The sequence below is a fragment of the Leuconostoc sp. C5 genome (genome assembly GCF_056530425.1).
Map to the genome: position 1 here is coordinate 1356352 of NZ_CP134351.1, position 20145 is coordinate 1376496.

Below are 20145 nucleotides of genomic sequence, written 5' to 3' on the forward strand. Positions count from 1 at the left end.
CTATACTCACGAGCCAACACCCGCATTAAAAACTTACATGTTTACTATAAAGTTTAGTTATTTAACATTTTATAAATCACAAAATTTTATAAATTTAAAGATACTTCTTAATTAGAAGTAGTTTTCCCGCTAGAATGATAAAACTATAATTAATATATATATACTCATAATAACGCTAATCATAAAAATACGATATAATTACGATTACTTAGAACTAAAATAACTAAATTCAATCCCATTATATACTCAATATAGTTAAAGTATAGTATTAAATACTTCATAGACAATTATTACTGGCAGCAGTACCCGAGTTAGGATTTTTTATTTTTTTACAAACATGTAGTACAAGGACTTAGTTTCACTTCTACGACCAAAGATTATATAAAATAATATAATAGAAATAATAAGGTTCACAATCATTAATTGAAGCAAGAATAATATTCCACTCCCGTGGAAAAAATGCATTATTAACCAAGCTACTATTGTTGGGATTAATAGCCATAGCTTTTCAATTAGTATTTGACAAAGGACTTGAAATCTTTCTCTAGATTTTAAGTTTAGAGAATAATTTAATACAATTAAGGGTTCATACCATAACACAAATAATGTTGTAGATCCTATCGTTCCTAACAAAATACCGATTAACCCTAGATGAAAAAGCGATAAGGCAACCAAAGAAAACCCAATGTTCAAAATTGACTCAATAACAGATTTCCACTTTTGAACCCACTGTAAGCCATATGCATCAATATAGACAAGTGCTGGAGCTCTCGAAATTTGGATTACAAAGTTTATAATAATAAGTAAAACTATGTATTGCGAAAGTACATAATCCTCTCCTAACCAAAAAACAACCAACGGGCGCAACATGGTCAATAATTGAGGTGCTAAAAAGAATGCTATTCCTGTTATATAAAAGTTGAGTTGCTTAAATACTTTAGCTGCACGTTCTGGAGCTTGAACGGACAAGTTACCAACTCCTGCTGTCAGAGTACCAAAAACTTTTTGAATTAACCCAGACAAACTATTTAAAATCATTGTATAGTTCGAATATAACCCCACCGTTGTTAAGTTGACAAAAATTGATAGCAAGATATTATCACTCGCAAAGACTATTATAGAGCCTAACTTGTTTGACAATCCCCCGACTGTATTGTGCAACAATGTTTTCTTATCTTCATTCGATAATTTTGGATGTTTTGGTAGACTATGTAGAAAAGGATAGCCTTTTAAAACAATCCGAGAAAGTATTATGTTTGTAGTTAATGTAGAAATAAGGAACAAAGACACATATATGACCATAGAATCAAATAAATAAAGAAAAACTATTTGCAGTAAATTAACACCGGTTACCAACAGAAAATTTACGCCAGTAATTATATAGTTCTTTTGATTTGCATTTAAAATCGTTCGATTATAAGTGAATAAATAACTACTAGCAGAATTGACTAACAAAATAAAGTAAATTAAAGTTACATGACTAAGTTCATTTCCTTGCTCACCAATAATCAACGGCAAAAAAGGAATAATTGAGGATCCCGTTATAAAAATGAACCCCCCCACAAAAGTGTATACTTTTCTAAACAACGCAATGAAATTTCTGATTGAATTATTATCATTTTGGGCCAAAGGCTTATATAATAAAAAAGCAAAAACTGACTCCATACCCAAATCTGAAATAGCTAACACAGATAAAATACTTGTAAAGACACCATTTAATCCTAGATACTGGCTTCCTAATTGTCGAACAAATATCGCACGTACCACGAAAGAAATTATAGTAGTAACTATATAAGTCGATAGCATTATTAATATGTTTCTAATTGCATATTTTTGTCTATTCATATTTTTTCACTGATTTTTTTGTAACCACTACACTTTTTCGGCCAATAATAACCGCTGGAGCTCCAGCAACAGTTACACCTGGCTCAATGATGTCGTGTGTTACCACTGAATTAGCACCAATTGTTACGTTATCAGAAATCTTCACATTTCCTAGTATTTTTGCACCGGGTGCAATGTACACATCATTACCGATCGTAGGCACATCTTCCGGAGAATTAATACCTTGTCCAATAAAAACGCCTTGATGAACAGTTACGTGGTCACCGATGATCGCTGATCCATGAATAACAAGTAATCCATTGTGAACAATTTTGAATCCATTACCTATATGTCCATTAAGACTGGTACCAATCTGCAATCCAAATTTTTCGCCATAAAATCTTTTTCTTAAAAAATAATACTTTGCTAATAGCTTATTTTTATTCTGAAAAAAATCAGCTTTCCTATATAGTGACATATACTTAAGCCCTGGTCTTCCAAAATTAGCAAACATACTTCTAGCTTTTTTTTCATTGCCAGAAAAATAAGCTAATCTATCCTCATATATCTGCCTTCTCAGTATTGTACTCATTATTTTTCCTCTGTATCATCATTAATTGATGCCTAGTAACAACATTAATTAACCCTAATGTGGACAAACTAATTTATTTACTGTTATCAAGATTATAGATTTTTTTAATTTGTGATTGAAAGTACTTGAGTGAATAATTGGATTTTTCAACCAACTTATTCTTTTCTAGACGTCGCACGCCTAACTGATCACTAAAATCAAAATCCAAGAGACCTTTTGCCCATCTAATATCACTTGCGTCAATCGATAGATATTTTAAATCTCCAGTTATGTTTGATGATTGATCAAATGCCTCACTCGAAACCATAGCTGGTAAGCCACTACTCTCTGATTCTATCAATGAATAGGGTGTCCCTTCATATCGAGATGGAAAGATCATTGCGTCCGACATTGATAATAACGCTGATATATCATCTCTTTTTCCCATAAATATTACATGTTTACTGATTCTAAGTTTTTTTGTTTTTTCTTTGACTTGGTCCAACAATTCACCGCTGCCTACTAATAATAAAGTTGAATCAGGATTAGTTTTCAATAACTCATTAAAAATGTCGATTATTTTATTATGATTTTTCTGATAAGAAAACCTTGCAACAGATATGAGGACAAATGTTTTATCATTGATATGGAGTGATTTTCTCATCTTTTCTCTTTTCACATAATCAAACTTAAAGAGACTAGTATCCACACCATTATTGACAATTCTAAATGGATGTTCATGGAACATCCACTTACCAGCTCCGAAACTTGCTGCCAACAATTTAACGTTATTCTTAACTAAATTTCTTCGATCTAAATAACCGATTAATGAATAAATTGTCCTCTTCAAAAAATTGCGTGGACCATATGAAGAATTATGCGCATGAAAAAAAACTTGACTAACTCCCCTTTTTTTTGCAGGTTCTGCCCAAAAAGATGTTCGTAAAATATTTGCATTGATATGAACAATGTCAAAATGATTATCCTTAAAAAAGATATTTGCTTCTTTCTTATTGTATAATAGCCCGCTTAATCCCTTGTGTATGGAATAGTTGATTATTCTCCCTCCATTGGCGATAATCTCATCTTCATATGCAATTTTAGATTCTTCAATATTCAAGAAATATGTTGTTATATTCTTGTTTTTCCAAAGGGTTCGAGCTGTATTCATAATAAACGTTTCGGTACCACCAATGTTTCGTGTCATGCCAATAAATAATATTTTCATCTAGTCATTCCTTATCAAATGCTTTTAATGCTGCCGTCAATTTAGGAATATATTCATCTATATAATTATCTTCAACAGCATTCTGATCATGATCTCTAAAAACATCCATGTTTCTAGCCATGCGACCATCACCCAGAGAACCATCTGCATATCCCCTACGAGATTTCATTTCAAATTCTTCTAGTGATTTTGAATAGTAGTGATTGATTCGAATTCTTTTTTTTGAGGCAGGCAATGCTTGTGGCGAATTAGTATATGGATATTGCCAAATTTTTTTTCCGTTCTCATCGGTGGTTTTTCCAAGGACTTGCACGAAGTGGGGATTTTTAACGCAGATTACTTTTCTAGGATTGACAATTGACTTGTAATCGGCGATAAAGTCATCGGTTGCATGTTTTCGATAATTTTCTGTAACAAGGCCCTCTGGTCGCTTGATAAAACCACCGCTACCATATACCATCCAACCAACAAGCATGGCAGATTTTCTTCCTTCATCTAAAATATCAATGATACGATTATTATCCAATGGTAATAAAAACTCATCTATATCTAAAATAGCTAGCCACCGTGTTTCATTTTTCGCTATTTGAATTGCCCTTTCATACGCTTCTAGTTGCTTCCCTTTCCCAATAATCGTGTGCAATTCAACACTTCCATCTAGAAGATACGGGGCTAACTTATCTTCTAGATTATCCTCTGATTCATTGTTATACAAATAAAATTTTGTAACACCAACCAATTTGTGAAATTCGATCCACTCTTGAATATAACTTGCTTCATTTTTGATAATTGCAACAACACTAAGTTGATTAGGAAATTCAGTTCGATTGTCAGTAATTTGTTTCAGTATATTTATCGTGTTGCCATTAGTGATGGATTTCAATTTGCTTAGTGTACCTATAACATTTGCCTTAAAACAAAGATACCTACGTTGAAACCTTGACATTTTGATTTGATATCTCATAGCTTTTTAACCTCAGCTAATTTTGATTGGTACTTATTTACTGATCGTATTCCGAAAAATAAGAATAAAACCCACGAGACCATTTTTTTAGGTCCGAATATATCCTTTTTCAGTTTCCATGAATAATAAATTGAATTGAATTTGCTTCTTGTGAAGATGCTATTTATAATTTGTATCCTCTTATCTGAAATGTTTTCTATTTTTTTAGAAATTATGTATACATCGAATAATTTACACAATTTACCATCAAACACTCGTTGTAATGTTTGTATTTTTTTTAAAATGCTATTTTGTTCATGATAACCTATGACATTATTCTCATGTTGTCGGTATAAAACTAACGGTTTATCTAAATATAAAAGAGTTCCGGATAATACAATCATGAAAGCCATCGTAGAATCGTGCATGTTTGTATTTTTAAAAATTCCACTTCCCATTTTTACGGCTGAACATCTTGCTGCCTCATTAAAGGCAAAAGAGGCTCCGGTAACCATATAATACTTTAAAATATTTTCCCTAGCAAAATTTTTATTCTCTGACATTAAGCAAAAATCCGAATGCTTCATTAGTTTGCCAGTAGACTGGGCGTACTTATCAGCAATTAATAAATCACTGAACACACCAACAGGGAACTGATTAATATTTTCAAATTTTTGTAGTCTATTAACCATGGATTGAACTTTATTTTCTAACCAAACATCATCTTGATCAGAGAAAAAATAATAATCAAATCCTTCAATTTTCTCCATTAACTTGTAAAAAGATAACTTAACCCCAACATTTTTTTCTGCGAAAAGCGTCAACTGTTTTTGCTGTTCATAATATTTTAAAATTGATAAATCAGAATTTGTTGATCCATCATCTCTTACGAATAAACTTAAACTAATATCATTTGAGATTTGTTGTCCCAATATACTATCGATTTGCTCCTTTACATATTTATCACCATTGTAATGTGACAATAAAATTGCTACTCTTGCCATATAAAATTTATCCACCTACTCTTTAATAAAATGCCCTATATAAGGGATACTTTTAGGAAAATCTGCATTTATATCTGTTAATCCATAATACAGAAACATACTAATAAGAATTAATACAACTACTATCAGTATAAAAAGATATCTTCCGCTCTTTTTAGTTTTTACTTTTTCATAAAAAAGTGTACTGGCAATCAACAATCCACTTTCAATTCCAATTCTTTGAAATCGCTGTAGTTGATCAGAAATTAACAGCAGCGGTAACAATAATTCTCCCATAAGTAGTAACGCATAGAGAGAATAAGGAACTCTAAAGCTAGAATTGTTTATTGAGCACTCATTCCCGACTTTTGCCAAGTACCATTGATACGAAACATAGCTAATCAAGGCAATTACGAAAAATATTTTCCTATTGCTGGAATGATTCATCAAATTAGTAAACGTAGTTGCAATAAAGCTGCCACCAACAAGTTCTAAAATCCTTGCCATAAAGTTGATAAGTGTTCCAATTTTCGAAGATATCATTAATAGCAGTGCAAAACTAAAAGTCAAGATTGTCGATAAGTAAGAGGCCTTAGTTATACCAGCTTTTTGAACAAAAATTTGGACCAATGGAATAAATAAGAATACAGAGGCTGATGAATGAAATCCCATTCCTAACCAAACAATTACCTCAAAAATTAAAATGTTCTTGAAACTCAACTTTTTCAAAAAAGTTAGACCAAACAATACTAAAGTATATGCTACAAAGCTACGAACTTGCGTGACTTCATTAAAAAAAGGAAAAATTAAAAATAGTGCTGAAAATAAAATAGGTTTTTCAGTTAGCCTAATCACTGCAATAAACAGAATAATAAAAGTTGCGTATATCAGAAACAAACGAAATGACGCGTAATCAAAGCCATAGTAAATGGCAACTTTTGACAAATATGTGTAAAGCCACTCTAGTCTATTTCCAGGCAAACCATTTAACAGTAAATTATAATAATATTGATAACTAATGTAATCGGTCGTAGTTGTTGGTGAAGCTGTTCCTCCAAGATAAGCCATCCAAAGAAAAGCAATAAATGTACAGATAATACCTTTACCTTTACTAATTAAAGAACCAATCCAAGAAATAGCAAGAACAATAAAATACCCCATTGGTTAGATTCCTTCCTATTATTTTTCATAAGACGACTTTTTAGACAATTTGCTATTAAAGGCTTTCGTAATATCGTTTAATATTTCCGAGTAATTATTGACAATCGTATCATTAATATCGATAATATGGTGTCTTTGTTCCAAAATATCTTTGACAATTTTTTGATAATCGGCGAAGGTATAAAACTTACCAAAATTATATTTACGTGGTGAAATATTCCCAGTAGCAATTTGGTAATATCTGACTCCCCAGACAGATATATCAGTAGTTGCTCGAAATTTCGTATGTATTGTCTGAAAAACCTTGTTCTCATTTTTAGTAACGAACTCGTTAAATAAACTTTTTTTAAAAGAATAGGCAACATGTAAGTCATAAAAGCGTGAAAACCTAGGAAAGAAATACAACAATGCAGTATATATATTTAGTGGACCGTTCCTAATGTTAAAAAACAAACGCCATTCTTTTTTTAAGACCTCTGATTTATTAAAAGTTTGGTTAATAATCGAAATGTTATTAGCTGTAACGTGATCGAAATTTTCAACTGGCATTATTTGGTTAAGTCCAGCAGTGTCTTTTGGTACTCCATTAACATTAAAAAAATCTGTTGGCTTAACTGGACGATTTAAAAACATATCATCATTAAACTCTACAAAATGTTCACTTAAATTAGGGATATTATTGATTGTCAGTTCAATTGCACTAGAATTAAAGGTTGGTAAAGCGTCAACTGGCATAATTGTTTTATGGTTAACTAGAGTAATTTTTTCATGCTCCGTATTCAAAAAATCCGGCACTTGACCATTCGTCACTAAAAAAATATGATGAACCCATGGCGCATACTTTTCTACTGAGCGAAACCAATATTTAAAAAGACCAGTATCCCTAAATCTAGAAATAGACTTATCATCATTTTCTAGTTCTCTATACTGTTGTTTCTCCTGTTGCCATTTTTCATCAGTATCATCAACCCACAGCACAACAAAATCAATTGGAAATGTTAAATCCATTTTTTTACTTCCTTCTTAATATTAAACCGTAAATAAACTTTCTAAGCGACACAGGTACTAAAGACGTGAAAATAATTCCGGTTGTTGATAGTCCAAATTCATTTATAGAAATCAAACCTTTTTTTAGAAGCGAATAGCGAAAACTAACGTAAGCCCGAATGTATTTCATTCCTCCTCGTCGACTGTACATTGAGTTGGAAGCTCGCATATAAACTAAATCTTCATTGATATTCTCTGCGATTATCCCAGAACTGATCATTCGCATCCACAAATCATAATCCTCCATGAAGTCAATTTCTTGATAGTTCCCAGACTTTATAACCGCTTCTTTTTTGAACATCACACTCGGATGGTTAAAAGGAGATCTCATTTTTGAAAATTTATAGATATCATTAGTATTACTTGGAACAGTTCTATAACTATAAATATTATACAATTCATCAAACTCGGCAACATTGCTACCAATAATATCTAATTTATTATTTTTTTTGAAAACCCTTAACTGCTTTTCAAACCTTTTAACATCAGAAATATCATCAGCATCTATCCTGGCAATTAACTCATTATTTGCAATTTCAACACCATGTGCTGCAGTAAATCCCAAACCACGGTTTTCTTTTCTTGCATACGTTTTAACAACATTTGGAAACTGAGCTAGCAAAAATTCAATAAATTGAGACATGTCTTCTCTAACAGGTCCATCTTGTAAAATCAGAATCTCGTTAGGGGTTACAGTATTTAAAACAACACTTTTAATAGCAATTTTAAAATCAGGTAAACAATCATTTATATATACTGGAACCAGTGCCGTAAATGATTCGCAACGCTTCAAATATTGCTTTTCATCTGGCCATGGATGATCATCTATACTTTTTTTTATATTGCTAATATTTTTTATCATTTTTAGGAATTTCCTTCTATAATGTTCTCTGTAGGAAATTCCTACTTTCTCTGATCTTTAGTTTTACTCTCTAAATTAACAATTCACCTAGAATATTTTCGTGAATTCATGATAAGAGCAAATATGGTATATTGAACCACACTAACTATATTGTAATTTATCAAATATAAACTCTTTTCATTAAAAGATAACATCTGATTTCAATGTTATTTTCAAAATAATAATAGCCTAAAATGATAATAACGAAATTTATTGTCTGTTTTTATTTATACTAGATATGTTCCTTCTCGTCTCTCAGAATATTCTTTTTGTTACAGTCGTCATCAATAACTGTTTCCTTAAAAACACCATCGTGTTTCAATACAGATACAAACGTTTCCACAGTCAACAACATGTCTATTCTAAAGTTCAAGCGTGCTGCGTATTTAGCATCATAAGATGCTTTGTCCTCATCAGAAAGATTATTTCGCCCGTTAACTTGTGCTAATCCTGAAATACCGGGAAATACTTGATCGGCACCGTTTTGTTTTCGCAAAGACAGCACCTTTTCATCAGTTTTAGCCAGCGGACGAGGCCCGATGAAGCTCATATCACCTTTAATAATGTTCCATAATTGTGGGAGCTCATCAATCGATGTTTTGCGGATAAACATGCCAAAAGACGTCACATAGCTTGCAATGTCTTCAAACTCTGAATTCGCTTTTACCGGTGCCTTGTTTGTCATTGAACGGAATTTATACAACGCAAAAGGCTTCGAATTCCTACCGTAACGTTCTTGAATAAATAGAACGGGGCCTTCCGAAGTCAACTTAATAATAATTCCAATAATGATTAATGGAATCAATAAAATGATTAACATGGGGATTGCTAGCAACAAATCAAGCAATCGTTTAACAACTTTTCTATAAACCAATAGTTCTCTCCCATCTCCCAATATACGATTATTGCTTAAGCCTTGGTTTCTCCATAACCGTAGCCGTAACCATAGCCGTAACCAGCACTGCCCTTCTTTTTACGACTCTGATCGTTATAAATAAATCCAAGTACTGGTGCTTCAGCAATTTTCAAAATTTCGTGTGTTCGTTGTAACGCACCTTTAGTCGTTTTACCACCATTAACAACAATGGCCACACCATCCATTTTCGACATCAACACTTGTGCATCCGTAACCATCAAGAATGGCGGTACATCAAAGATAATCATATCGTAGTGTGTTTTCAACTGGGTAATTAAGTTCGTCATACGACCTGATCCCAGGAGCTCCGCTGGGTTAGGTGGTATTGGTCCTGACGGCATGACGTTGAGGTTATCCATTGCCGTGCGATGAATAATTGACCCAACCTCTTTTTCAGAATCACCAAGATAATTCGTTAGCCCACTAGCATTTTTATTCAATCCAAATGTCACAGCCACTGTAGGACGGCGCAGGTCAGAATCAACTAGTAACACTTTCTTCCCTTGTTGCGCGTAGGCAACAGCTAGGTTAGCGGTCACGGTTGACTTACCTTCTGAAGGTAATGCCGAAGAAATTAATAACGTTTTGATTTCACCCTTCGCTACTGAGGCGAATTCGATATTCGTACGCAAGGTACGGAATTGTTCTGACACAGGATTTTTTGGTTCTGCTGCGGTAATTAAGCGAGCGCCTTTGGTCATTGTCTCAACGGACAGACCATCTTTACCAACAGCTCGTCCTTTATTAAAAAAACTCATTCTGCTCTCCTAATCTCTTTAATCGCGATCCAAACGGCTCAAACGTGACCGTGGTGTTTTACTATTCTCTGGTTTAGCAATCTCTACCTTTGGTGACATACTGAAGTGCTTAATTGGCTTAACATGACCAATAATACCAAGGTTCGTCATGCCAAATGCTTCTGAAATTTCATCCGGTGACTTAATGGTGGTATCAGATAATTCTTTAACAAGCATATACAAGAATGTTAATCCACCAAGTACTACAAAACCAGCCAAAGTAAATAGCTTAACATTTGGTGCGACCGGTTGTTTATTGGCTTTCGCTGCATCGACAATCGAGACGTTATTAATTTTCATAAAACCACCAATTTTATCTTTAAACGCATCGGCAACTTCATTGGCCACATCGGCAGCTAGTTTAGAATCTTTGGCTTTAACATTAATTGAAAAGACTTGCGAATTTTGTTGATTACTAATTGAAATCATATCTTTTAACTCTTCAACGGTTAAATTGTATTTTGTCTTCGTTGAAGGTTTTGTAATTCTCTTTTTTGCTGGCGTTACTAGACGTTGTGTACCATCAGCAAGCGTTTTGTACTCAGCATCTTGGGCTTCTTGTACAACAACTGGTGCTGGATTTTTTAATTCTTTTGATACAGTTCCTAGAACATTGCTAGAAATAATCAAATTCTTATATGTATTAATCAGCTGCACGTCGGCCTGTTGATCAGACAAGTTAGCAGTTGCGGTACTCGTGTCATCAGCAGATCGGTTAACCAACATACTTGTTGATGCACTATAGGTAGGTGCAATGACAAACTTAGCAATGCCATACCCAGCAGCTGCACCAATGATTGCCATCACAACAATTGAAAAGAAGTGTTTTCGAATAATCTGCCATAATTGACGTAGTTCAAGAACATTATTCATAGTTCATTAATCTCTCTATTCTCTAAAATTTACTAAAAAACTTACGTTTAACGATTGGTTCTGGAACCAAGCTCGTGACATTATCACCATCAAGTATTGCTTCAGCATTAGTCTCAAACAATTCTTGATAGTCCCGTCCCATTTGTTTCTCTAATTTTGCCATGGCCTCAACCATCTCGTAATCACGATTTGGTAAGTCATGCGCATCAGAAACAAAAACATGAGCCAAGTTATGCTTAATAATTTCTTCGGCAAACTTCTCAACTTTTTTACCAAAGGTACCTACATAGGAACTTGCTGTCACCTGCGCCACCGCGCCCGCTTCAATCAAATCAAACAAAATACTTGGTGTAGACATTATTTTAGTATTTCGCTCAGGATGAGCAATTTCTACAGTAATACCACGTTGCATGACTTGGAAAATCATATCTTTACTATATGTAGGAACATCATCATCTGGAAACTCCAGTAGAAGATAGCGGTTACTTTCATCAGCAAACAAAATATCATCATCATCCAAAGCCTGCAATAAGCCACCATTGATACGTACCTCCTGCGAAGGAAATACTTGGAGTCCAATGTCATTATTATCTAGATGTTTTTGGAATTCTGATGTTAGTCTGATGACATCATCTTTATGGTTCACGTAATGGCCATTCATATGATGAGGCGTCATTAACGCAGCTTTAATCCCACTATCTACAGCTTCCTTGGCCATACGTATAGAAGCTCGCAGAGACTTGGACCCATCATCTATGTTTGGTAATAAGTGACTATGTAAATCTATCAGCATATTTTTCTCCCATAATAAAAAGGGACTGCTCGCAAAAAGAGCAAAATCCCCTGTCCCCATTATTAAACTGTAGCATACAAAACATTACATAAAAATGACAATTATGAGTAACGTTTATCATACTCCGGATCCTGACTTGTCAAAATCTTCGGACCATCTTTTGTAATTGCTAATGTATGTTCGTATTGTGCCGACCATGAACCGTCTGCTGTTCGTACTGTCCAGCCATCGGCTTCTGTATGGTCAGTCTCAACCTTCCAGCCACCTAAGTTAATCATTGGCTCGATGGTAATGACCATCCCCTCACGCAAACGCACACCGTGACCTGGTTTACCATAGTGCGGTACATTTGGCTCTTCATGCATTGTTGGTCCAACACCGTGCCCGATATATTCACGCACATCCCCGTAATGGTGTTCAACTTCAGTGTACTGCTCAATGGCATTTCCAATATCACCAACACGATTCCCAATAATCGCTTGATCAATACCCAAATACATCGCTTTTTTGGTCACATCCATCAGTTTTTGGACTTCTGGTGTCACCTCGCCAACAGCATAAGACCATGCTGAATCAGATACGGCGCCATTCAAGCCAACCACTGTGTCAACCTTCACCAAATCGCCGTTCTTCAGCTTTAGTCCCTTGCGTGGCAAACCATGCGCCACCTCATCATTTATGCTGATAGTCGTAGCATACTTGAATCCTTCAAAACCAATCTGCAGAGGCACGCCACCATGGCTTTCGATATACTCCCGTGACTTTGTTTCAATTTCCCATGTATCAATACCTGGTTCAATGAGATCACGCAACATATGGTGCATACCAGCGATGATAGCACCAGATTGTCGCATAGCTTCAATTTCTCTAGGTGATTTTAACTGTATCATTAGTTACTTCTTTCATTTTCAATATCTATTTCATTATACATATAATGTTACCAAATAAAAAGTCCCCGAAAACTACGAAGAGTTTTCAAGGACAATCCTAAAATTTACTTAACTTTTATTGTGTCATTTGGGTTGTAATTGCCTTATGAACACGATCAATTTCTGTTTGGCTCATGACTTCTGTTGACCCCAATCCAGAAATACTTTGCGTGGTACCCTTTAACTGATCCTGCTTAACCGTAGCAAATGCAGCACGATAGCTCAACGCCAAGTTTTTCATGGACTTGGTTGAAACATCAGTTTGCACATTGTTAGAGACGGTGGTCAAGAATGAATCATTGAACACGGTACCAACTTGGGCTGAATTCTTCAAAATGGCTTTGATGACCAATTGTTGACGCATTTGACGACCATAATCACCATTAGGGTCTTCGTGTCGCATACGTGCAAAGGCTAAGGCTTCCTCGCCATCCATATGATACGTTTTACCCGCTACGAATGAATACTGGTTCTTAGAGTCAGCTTGCGTGTCATCACCTTCAGTTGTGAATGTGAGTGGTGATGTCACGTCAACACCGCCAACTGCATCGACCATTTTAACTAAGCCACCCATGTTAATCAATATATAACCACCATTGATGTCAATATCAAGCAAGTCTTCAACAGCCTGTGTTGCTGAAGCAGCTGATCCATAAGCATAGGCAGCATTGATTTTCATTTGTTGTCCGCTAACTGTTACCAATGTATCACGCGGGATTGATGTCATTGTAGTTGTTTTGGTTTTAGGATTGATTGTCATAACAATCATAGTATCCGTACGCCCTTTATACGAACGACCAAGCTCACCTGTATCAGTTCCTAAAAGAAGATATGAAACTGGCTTTTTACTATTCGTAATTTTATCAGCAGACTTTGTCGTTGTTGATGTCTTTTGCATCTTTGTAATTGTGTGGTTAACTTTAGTATATGCATAGGCGCCTAGACCAAGTCCGACAACAAACAATAGTCCGATAATTGTCAGAATAGTATTGCGCACTCTATGATGCTTTTTAGGACGAATCTGAGATCGTCGTTTCATAATTAAATGCTCCTTTTAGCTTTGTTACATAATCGCTGTTTATTGTATCATAATAGCTTGCCATTTGCTTAAGTTCCGTCACGAAACCAATAAAAAAGCCTGCCTTTACAGACAGACTACGATGATATTGATTTACATTGTACCAAACAAACGATCACCGGCATCGCCAAGTCCTGGCACGATGTAACCATGTTCGTTTAAGCCTTCATCAAGAGAACCCGTATAAAGGTCAACATCTGGATGGGCTTCTTGCACTGCCTTAACACCTTCCGGTGCTGAAACAAGTGTAATCAACTTAATATGCTTTGCACCACGCTTCTTCAATGCTGAAATGGCATCTTTTGCTGAGCCACCAGTAGCCAACATTGGATCCACTAACAAGACATCACGTTGGTCAATATCTTCTGGTAACTTGATGAAATACTCAACTGGTTCAAGCGTTTCTTCATCACGATACATACCAATATGCCCAATTTTAGCCGCTGGAATTAGTTGCACGATACCATCAACCATGCCTAGTCCGGCACGTAAGATTGGCACAACAGCAAGCTTTTTACCAGCAAGTTGCTTTTTGATCGTCTTAGTAACTGGTGTCTCCACTTCAACGTCTTCCAATTGAAGATCACGACTTGCTTCATACGTCATTAGCATCGCAATTTCATCAACTAATGCACGAAAATCTTTGGTCCCAACATTCTTATTACGAATCATTGTAAGTTTATGTTGGATCAAAGGATGATCCATTACAACAAATTTTCCCATGATATTTTCGAATGCACACCACTTCCCTAATTTTTAGTGAAGCCGTGAACACCTTTCCTTCCAATTCATTTTGCTATATAAAAGTATACCAAAAAAATTGACGTCAAGGCTAATTTTCTCATAATTTAAACTGATACTAAAAACAAATTAATTTTAATCCAGTGCTGTAACGCGCTTGCTATTGGTTAACAAATAACCACCCACACCAAGAACCGCACCAACAACTGCCGGCACAACCCAACCAAATCCAAGGGCCGCAAACGGTACAAAGTGGTGATAACCATTAACTAAGCTTTGGACGTGGCTGGTTGTAGCCAATGGTGAACTAGCTAATGCATCAAGGAAAGCTGGCACAGTAACAGAAGCAACCACAAAGCGATAAACAACTGGAGATTTTTTGAAATACTTACTAAAAAGCGATAATAAGATTAAGACTAAGGCAAATGGATAAAGCAGCATCAACACAGGCACTGACCAAGCAACAATGTTCGTCAATCCAGCATTAGCTGTAACGAATGATCCAAATGCAATAACGCGTAGCCACCATAAGTAACTCACTTTTGGAAATACACGGTGCAAGTCTTGCGCAAATGATACAAACAACCCCATTGCTGTCGTAAAGACAGCTAGTGTAACGATTACCCCTGTCAACGCCGTACCAAAGTTGCCCATATAGTGGCTAACAATTTGAGCAAAGGCAGCACCACCATTATCAGAAGCTTTGAACAAACCTAAGCTAGTAGTACCAACCAAAACCAATACCGCATATAATACCGCTTCAGCTAGGATGCTTAACAAACCAGCTTTTGCCAATACCTTAGATACTTGTTGCTTTTGAAAGCCTAATCCTCTGACCGCGTACACAACTGATACCGCCAAAGCTAACAGCGCAATACCATCCATCGTATTGTAACCGTCCAGAATTCCTTGGAATGCTGCATTACTTTGATAAGCAGCAGATACTGCTTGATGTGTATTCCCCATTGGCAAAACCAATGACAAAACAAGCACCACCAGTAATAAGCCTAGGAAAAGTGGATTAAGATATTTTCCGACCCATTTCAATAACCCCGATTCCTTGACAGTTAGGAAGTAAGCTAAGCCAAAGAACACAGCGGAAAATACAAACATCACCACACCTTGATATTTAAGTGGTACAAAGGGTGCAATTCCCATTGAAAAAGCTGTCGCTGCTGTACGTGGTGTCCCAAAAAATGGGCCAATCGTCAAATGAATAGCTACCAAGAAAACCGTACCAAACCAAGGTGCTACTGGTTTAGCAATATCATAAACGCTTTGACTGTTTGTTAAGCTCACCGCCATCATCGCCAAAAACGGCACAACCGTTCCGGTAATCAAGAAACCGATTGTCGCCGGTAACCAATTGCCACCTGATAATTGTCCTAATTGGATTGGAAAAATCAAATTTCCCGCCCCAAAAAACATCCCAAATATGAGTGATGCCACTAAAACTAATTGTTTCCATGTCAATTTTTTCTCAACCATTATTACTCTCCTATATTTCATGTTTTATTTTCTATAGCTAAACAAGCTATACTTTTAATGGCAACATTGTCATTTTCTCCTCTGTTTTATTAAGAAAATAAAAAAGACGAGTTACTATGAATCTAGTAGCTCGTCTCTTAAACAATATCAATCAGCTACCTATCACGTTATGTTGTGATAGGCACTAAAAAAATTCAGCACTTATCACTATCTAATGATAATAATGCTGATAATAATTTGTTCAGTTGTGGCTGATTGGTATGTCATGTTATTTTCTCATTTACTTGATAATATTATTAAAACAATTTTTATCTACTTTGTCAACTTTTAATCAAAATAAAAAACGCTATAAGCGTTTTTAGTTTAATGATTAACGTTCAACTGAAACAGTTGTGTCAGTTGTAGCCGCTGTACGTGCTTGAACCAAGACGTTGTCAGATGACAATGCTGCTTTGGCTTGATCAGCTAACTTTGTGAATGTGTCAAAGTCAGAAACAGCGATTTCAGCCAACATCTTACGGTTCAATTCAACACCTGCCAATGTCAAACCGTGCATCAACTTTGAGTATGACAAACCGTTCATGCGTGCTGCTGCGTTGATACGAGCAATCCACAACTTACGGAAGTTACGCTTTGTGTTCTTACGATCACGGTAAGCGTACAAGTAAGACTTGTAAACTTGTTGCTTAGCAACCTTATAATTAATACGACGTTGTCCACGGTAACCCTTGGCCAACTTAACAAACTTTTTACGACGTGCGCGTGACACTGTACCACCCTTAACTCGCATGGGTATTTCCTCCTAGAAATTAAATAATTAGACGTACCTTGAAATTAGAGCGTGCTCAACATCTTAGCGTATGTCTTTACAGTCGTTGAATCCATCATGCGTGTACCACGCAATTGACGACGTTGCTTCTTTGTCTTACCGTGGAAACGGTGTGAAGTATAAGCTGAAGCTGACTTCAAGCCACCATTGGCTGTCTTCTTAAAGCGCTTTGCTGATGCGCGGTGTGTCTTCATCTTTGGCATGTGACCAATTCTCCTACTTTACGATTTTTGTTTATGCTTACTATAGCAAGCTACTAAACACTAACTTACTTGGCATCGCGTGGTGCCAAGACCAAAAACATTTGGCGGCCGTCCATTTTGGCACGTTGTTCAACCTTGGCGATGTCATTAAGTTCTTCAGCCATGCGGTCTAAGACCTCACGACCAATGTCTTGGTGAGTAATCATACGACCACGGAAACGCAAATTAAGCTTAACCTTGTTCCCTTGTGACAGGAACTTAATTGCTGCTTTCTTACGTGTTTCGAAATCGCCAGAATCAATCACTGGTGACATGCGAACTTCTTTAACTTGAACAATTTTTTGGTTTTTACGTTGTTCTTTTTGCTTCTTTTGAGCTTCGAACTTCGCTTTACCCCAATCCATGATCTTGGCAACTGGAACTTCTGCATTAGCTTGCACCAATACCAAGTCCATGTCTGCATCATTCGCTAACTGTTGTGCGTCACGTGTTGACATTTCTTCTTGCTTACCATCGTGGATAAGCAAAACACGTGGGGCGCGGATATTTTCGTTGACTAAATCAACTTGTCGTGGTTGACGTGCTATTGTCAGGCACCTCCAAATTTATTTTGTGAATCAAGAAGAAAAGTGGGCCAAGAACTTAATCTTTACCCACTTCCACACTTGCAGTACTTTCGTACAACTGTATCTGCCAAGCAACATAGTCACTTGGCGAGAAGCGGGTGCTTCTACTTGTTCAACATCTATTAGTTTACTCTGTTTCCTCATTGTTGTCAACTACATTGTGGATAAGGCTAATACCAAAGTGACTAATGACCAGAATGGCAAACTGTACGCCAGCAAATAGTGTAACAAACGCCAGCATATGCATACTAGTTGATGACACGACCAACCTTGCCACGCGATGTGTTTGTGTAAAAACATCCCAAGAATTCAAACGTAAAAAACGGCCAAGATAAATACCAACACTGGCAATCAATGACAAGCCAAATATCAGAACCAATTGTAATAGTTCATGCCTTCTATGGAAATAATGCTTTAAAATCAGTTCGATACTTAACATCCCCAAAACAACGCCCATAAAGACCCCTGTTGCTAACACCGCGTAATTGAAGTATTGCATACGAACAGTGAGTCCGATACCAATATATTGCAGATGAATAAAATCGGTAATCATATACATCGTATTTGGATAAAATAATAGCCATAACAAGCTGAAAATAATTTGTATGGATCGGCGTTTACTAATATTTACAATAATGGCAAAATCTAGTGGCAACAACGCCAAAAAAATGTTCCAATTCAGGAAAGTGAAATGCGTTGGTGTTAGTAAAACAAACCCAAAAAATAATAATACAATGACATGTATCGCTAAAACACTTGTTATGTCTTGTTTCTTCATATATACCCAACCTCTACAAACAATTTATAAACTATTTTATACGAAATTGTTGACTAACAATCACTTACTATTATTGTAACATGGACGACTATTGTCTTTTAGTTTGAAATTTCAACACAAGTTAAATTTTGTGTTGTACACTCAAATTAAATAGAAAAAGGAGAAAAAATGATTCAAAATAATAAACGAGTTATTGAAAGCAACATCGTATTTATTCATTCTGATTGGTAGTTGTTTTATCAAACAAACCCCAATATAACGCATTTTTAATCTCAATCAGAAAGGTGCAGTGCTATCCAACGGATACCTATCACTGCAAGTGTTACGCTATGTCTTCAAAAAAAATTACATTTAAAGATTTATTTTCATTCAAGTGGTACGTTCATCAAATGTCTGGCTGGACAAAGACCTCATACATTCTATTAATTTTTGGTTACCTCGTCATTACCTATAGCTCATTCTTTGCCGGTTCTCCCATTAATCATATGACATGGTGGACATTTGTCGCCGCAATCCTAGGATTTACAACAACATTGGCCATCACCAATGCACGGCCCTTAAATGGCGTTTTCGGTTTACTTTCTGCTTTAATTTATATCGCGATGGCACTCCAAGCCAATAACCCCGCCGATGCGGTATTACAAGCCGTATATATTGTATTACTTGATATTCCCGTTTTAATCATGCCTGGCTGGGCAATTGATGTTGAAAAGCGGATTCGGTTCATACACGAAACCGATGCTCGTGGTGAAAAGCATGGTAAATCTTTTTGGTACCCTGTGCTTATCGGCTCAGCAATCGTCGCTTTCATTGCAGCTTATCTATTTGAAACACAAGTTTTGCACACACCAAGACCAGTTGCTGATTCAGCTGTCTTGGCAACTGGTCTCGTTGGCGCCCTGTTAACAACTTTCCGTTTTTCAGAAGCTTTTGCCATGTGGCTTATTCAGGGCGTTGCTCAAGTACTATTATGGGGGTTGACTGCTGTCCATGGCGATGCAAACTGGGTCTTATTTTTAACCTATATGCTATATGTCGGTAATGACTTGATCGGTGTCTTTCAATCTTCATGGTTCCACCATAAGGTATATACTCAAGAAATTATCCAATCCCATGTCAAGTAAATTTCCTTGACATTAATAAGCCGTAGCCCTTGACAAATATTTAAAACTTCGGTAAACTTGACTAGTTGATAAATTGAAACGAAAGGAGGTGCTCTTATGGCTACCCCATCAAACAAGAATTCAAAGTCTCACAAGCGTAATCGTCGCGGTCACATCGGCTTGAACGTTCCTAACATTGTTTTGGATCAAACAACGGGTGAATATCGCGTTTCACACCGCGTTTCACCTTCTGGTGTTTACAACGGCAAGCAAGTTATTGATAAAAAGTAACAATGACACTCGTTCATAATGAACGGGTTTTTTTGTTTAAAG

Annotated in this window: 22 protein-coding genes; 2 read left to right on the forward strand and 20 right to left on the reverse strand. The window is 36.0% G+C overall.

The annotated features are described in order from the left end of the window. Nucleotides 1-321 precede the first annotated feature (321 nt). The 20 genes from RHP56_RS06845 to RHP56_RS06940 all read right to left on the reverse strand — a co-directional run bounded on the left by RHP56_RS06845 (nt 322) and on the right by RHP56_RS06940 (nt 18709). A complete protein-coding gene (locus RHP56_RS06845; protein WP_281446841.1) occupies nt 322-1845 on the reverse strand; it encodes a lipopolysaccharide biosynthesis protein in 1524 nt (507 codons plus the stop codon). Then, nucleotides 1838-2416 carry a serine O-acetyltransferase gene (locus RHP56_RS06850; RefSeq protein ID WP_281446840.1) on the reverse strand — a complete coding sequence of 193 codons (579 nt, stop codon included), beginning with the start codon at nt 2414-2416 and terminating at the stop codon, nt 1838-1840. The genes RHP56_RS06845 and RHP56_RS06850 overlap by 8 nt, the downstream gene beginning before the upstream one ends. Nucleotides 2417-2489: 73 nt before the next feature. Continuing rightward, on the reverse strand, nt 2490-3623 hold the full coding sequence (locus RHP56_RS06855) for a glycosyltransferase (RefSeq protein ID WP_102753773.1): 1134 nt from the start codon (nt 3621-3623) through the stop codon (nt 2490-2492). 4 nt (nt 3624-3627) lie between these two features. Further along, on the reverse strand, nt 3628-4587 hold the full coding sequence (locus RHP56_RS06860; protein WP_102753772.1) for a glycosyltransferase family 92 protein: 960 nt from the start codon (nt 4585-4587) through the stop codon (nt 3628-3630). Continuing rightward, on the reverse strand, nt 4584-5570 hold the full coding sequence (locus tag RHP56_RS06865; RefSeq protein WP_281446839.1) for a glycosyltransferase: 987 nt from the start codon (nt 5568-5570) through the stop codon (nt 4584-4586). Before RHP56_RS06865 ends, RHP56_RS06860 begins: the two co-directional genes overlap by 4 nt. A 15-nt stretch (nt 5571-5585) precedes the next feature. Then, on the reverse strand, nt 5586-6710 hold the full coding sequence (locus RHP56_RS06870; protein WP_281446838.1) for an EpsG family protein: 1125 nt from the start codon (nt 6708-6710) through the stop codon (nt 5586-5588). Between the two features lie 18 nt (nt 6711-6728). Further along, nucleotides 6729-7718 (reverse strand): stealth family protein, encoded by a 990-nt coding sequence (locus RHP56_RS06875; protein ID WP_102753816.1) that lies wholly within the window; start codon nt 7716-7718, stop codon nt 6729-6731. Between the two features lie 4 nt (nt 7719-7722). Further along, nucleotides 7723-8619: a glycosyltransferase gene (locus tag RHP56_RS06880; RefSeq protein ID WP_281446837.1), complete on the reverse strand. Its 897-nt coding sequence runs from the start codon at nt 8617-8619 to the stop codon at nt 7723-7725. A 271-nt stretch (nt 8620-8890) separates the two neighbouring features. Beyond that, nucleotides 8891-9532 carry a sugar transferase gene (locus RHP56_RS06885; RefSeq protein ID WP_102753183.1) on the reverse strand — a complete coding sequence of 214 codons (642 nt, stop codon included), beginning with the start codon at nt 9530-9532 and terminating at the stop codon, nt 8891-8893. A gap of 35 nt (nt 9533-9567) precedes the next feature. Next, nucleotides 9568-10332 (reverse strand): CpsD/CapB family tyrosine-protein kinase, encoded by a 765-nt coding sequence (locus RHP56_RS06890; protein WP_102753182.1) that lies wholly within the window; start codon nt 10330-10332, stop codon nt 9568-9570. An 18-nt stretch (nt 10333-10350) separates the two neighbouring features. Beyond that, entirely contained in the window at nt 10351-11244 is an 894-nt protein-coding gene (locus RHP56_RS06895; protein WP_102753181.1) for a YveK family protein, read from the reverse strand. A 22-nt stretch (nt 11245-11266) separates the two neighbouring features. Next, on the reverse strand, nt 11267-12037 hold the full coding sequence (locus tag RHP56_RS06900) for a tyrosine-protein phosphatase (RefSeq protein ID WP_102753180.1): 771 nt from the start codon (nt 12035-12037) through the stop codon (nt 11267-11269). 101 nt (nt 12038-12138) lie between these two features. Then, entirely contained in the window at nt 12139-12927 is a 789-nt protein-coding gene (gene map, locus RHP56_RS06905; protein ID WP_011680126.1) for a type I methionyl aminopeptidase, read from the reverse strand. A 115-nt stretch (nt 12928-13042) separates the two neighbouring features. Next, nucleotides 13043-14005: an LCP family protein gene (locus RHP56_RS06910; RefSeq protein WP_102753179.1), complete on the reverse strand. Its 963-nt coding sequence runs from the start codon at nt 14003-14005 to the stop codon at nt 13043-13045. Between the two features lie 132 nt (nt 14006-14137). Next, nucleotides 14138-14767 carry a uracil phosphoribosyltransferase gene (gene upp / locus RHP56_RS06915; protein WP_002815112.1) on the reverse strand — a complete coding sequence of 210 codons (630 nt, stop codon included), beginning with the start codon at nt 14765-14767 and terminating at the stop codon, nt 14138-14140. A gap of 153 nt (nt 14768-14920) precedes the next feature. Continuing rightward, nucleotides 14921-16273: a branched-chain amino acid transport system II carrier protein gene (brnQ, locus tag RHP56_RS06920; RefSeq protein WP_102753178.1), complete on the reverse strand. Its 1353-nt coding sequence runs from the start codon at nt 16271-16273 to the stop codon at nt 14921-14923. A gap of 370 nt (nt 16274-16643) precedes the next feature. Then, a complete protein-coding gene (gene rplT, locus RHP56_RS06925; RefSeq protein WP_002815114.1) occupies nt 16644-17063 on the reverse strand; it encodes a 50S ribosomal protein L20 in 420 nt (139 codons plus the stop codon). A 44-nt stretch (nt 17064-17107) separates the two neighbouring features. Beyond that, nucleotides 17108-17305, reverse strand: a complete 198-nt coding sequence (gene rpmI / locus RHP56_RS06930) for a 50S ribosomal protein L35 (RefSeq protein WP_002815120.1) — start codon at nt 17303-17305, stop codon at nt 17108-17110. Nucleotides 17306-17370: 65 nt separating this feature from the next. Then, the gene (gene infC, locus RHP56_RS06935) at nt 17371-17910 is read right to left on the reverse strand and encodes a translation initiation factor IF-3 (RefSeq protein ID WP_050892168.1); all 540 of its coding nucleotides are present in this window, start codon (nt 17908-17910) and stop codon (nt 17371-17373) included. Between the two features lie 148 nt (nt 17911-18058). Continuing rightward, nucleotides 18059-18709 (reverse strand): DUF1361 domain-containing protein, encoded by a 651-nt coding sequence (locus tag RHP56_RS06940; protein WP_102753177.1) that lies wholly within the window; start codon nt 18707-18709, stop codon nt 18059-18061. Nucleotides 18710-19038: 329 nt separating this feature from the next. Here RHP56_RS06940 and pnuC point away from each other — a divergent pair, with 329 nt between their 5' ends. Both pnuC and rpmF read left to right on the forward strand, forming a co-directional pair. Continuing rightward, nucleotides 19039-19833: a nicotinamide riboside transporter PnuC gene (gene pnuC / locus RHP56_RS06945; protein ID WP_042250428.1), complete on the forward strand. Its 795-nt coding sequence runs from the start codon at nt 19039-19041 to the stop codon at nt 19831-19833. A 96-nt stretch (nt 19834-19929) separates the two neighbouring features. Beyond that, nucleotides 19930-20103 carry a 50S ribosomal protein L32 gene (rpmF, locus tag RHP56_RS06950; RefSeq protein ID WP_002815130.1) on the forward strand — a complete coding sequence of 58 codons (174 nt, stop codon included), beginning with the start codon at nt 19930-19932 and terminating at the stop codon, nt 20101-20103. The last annotated feature ends 42 nt before the right edge of the window (nt 20104-20145 follow it).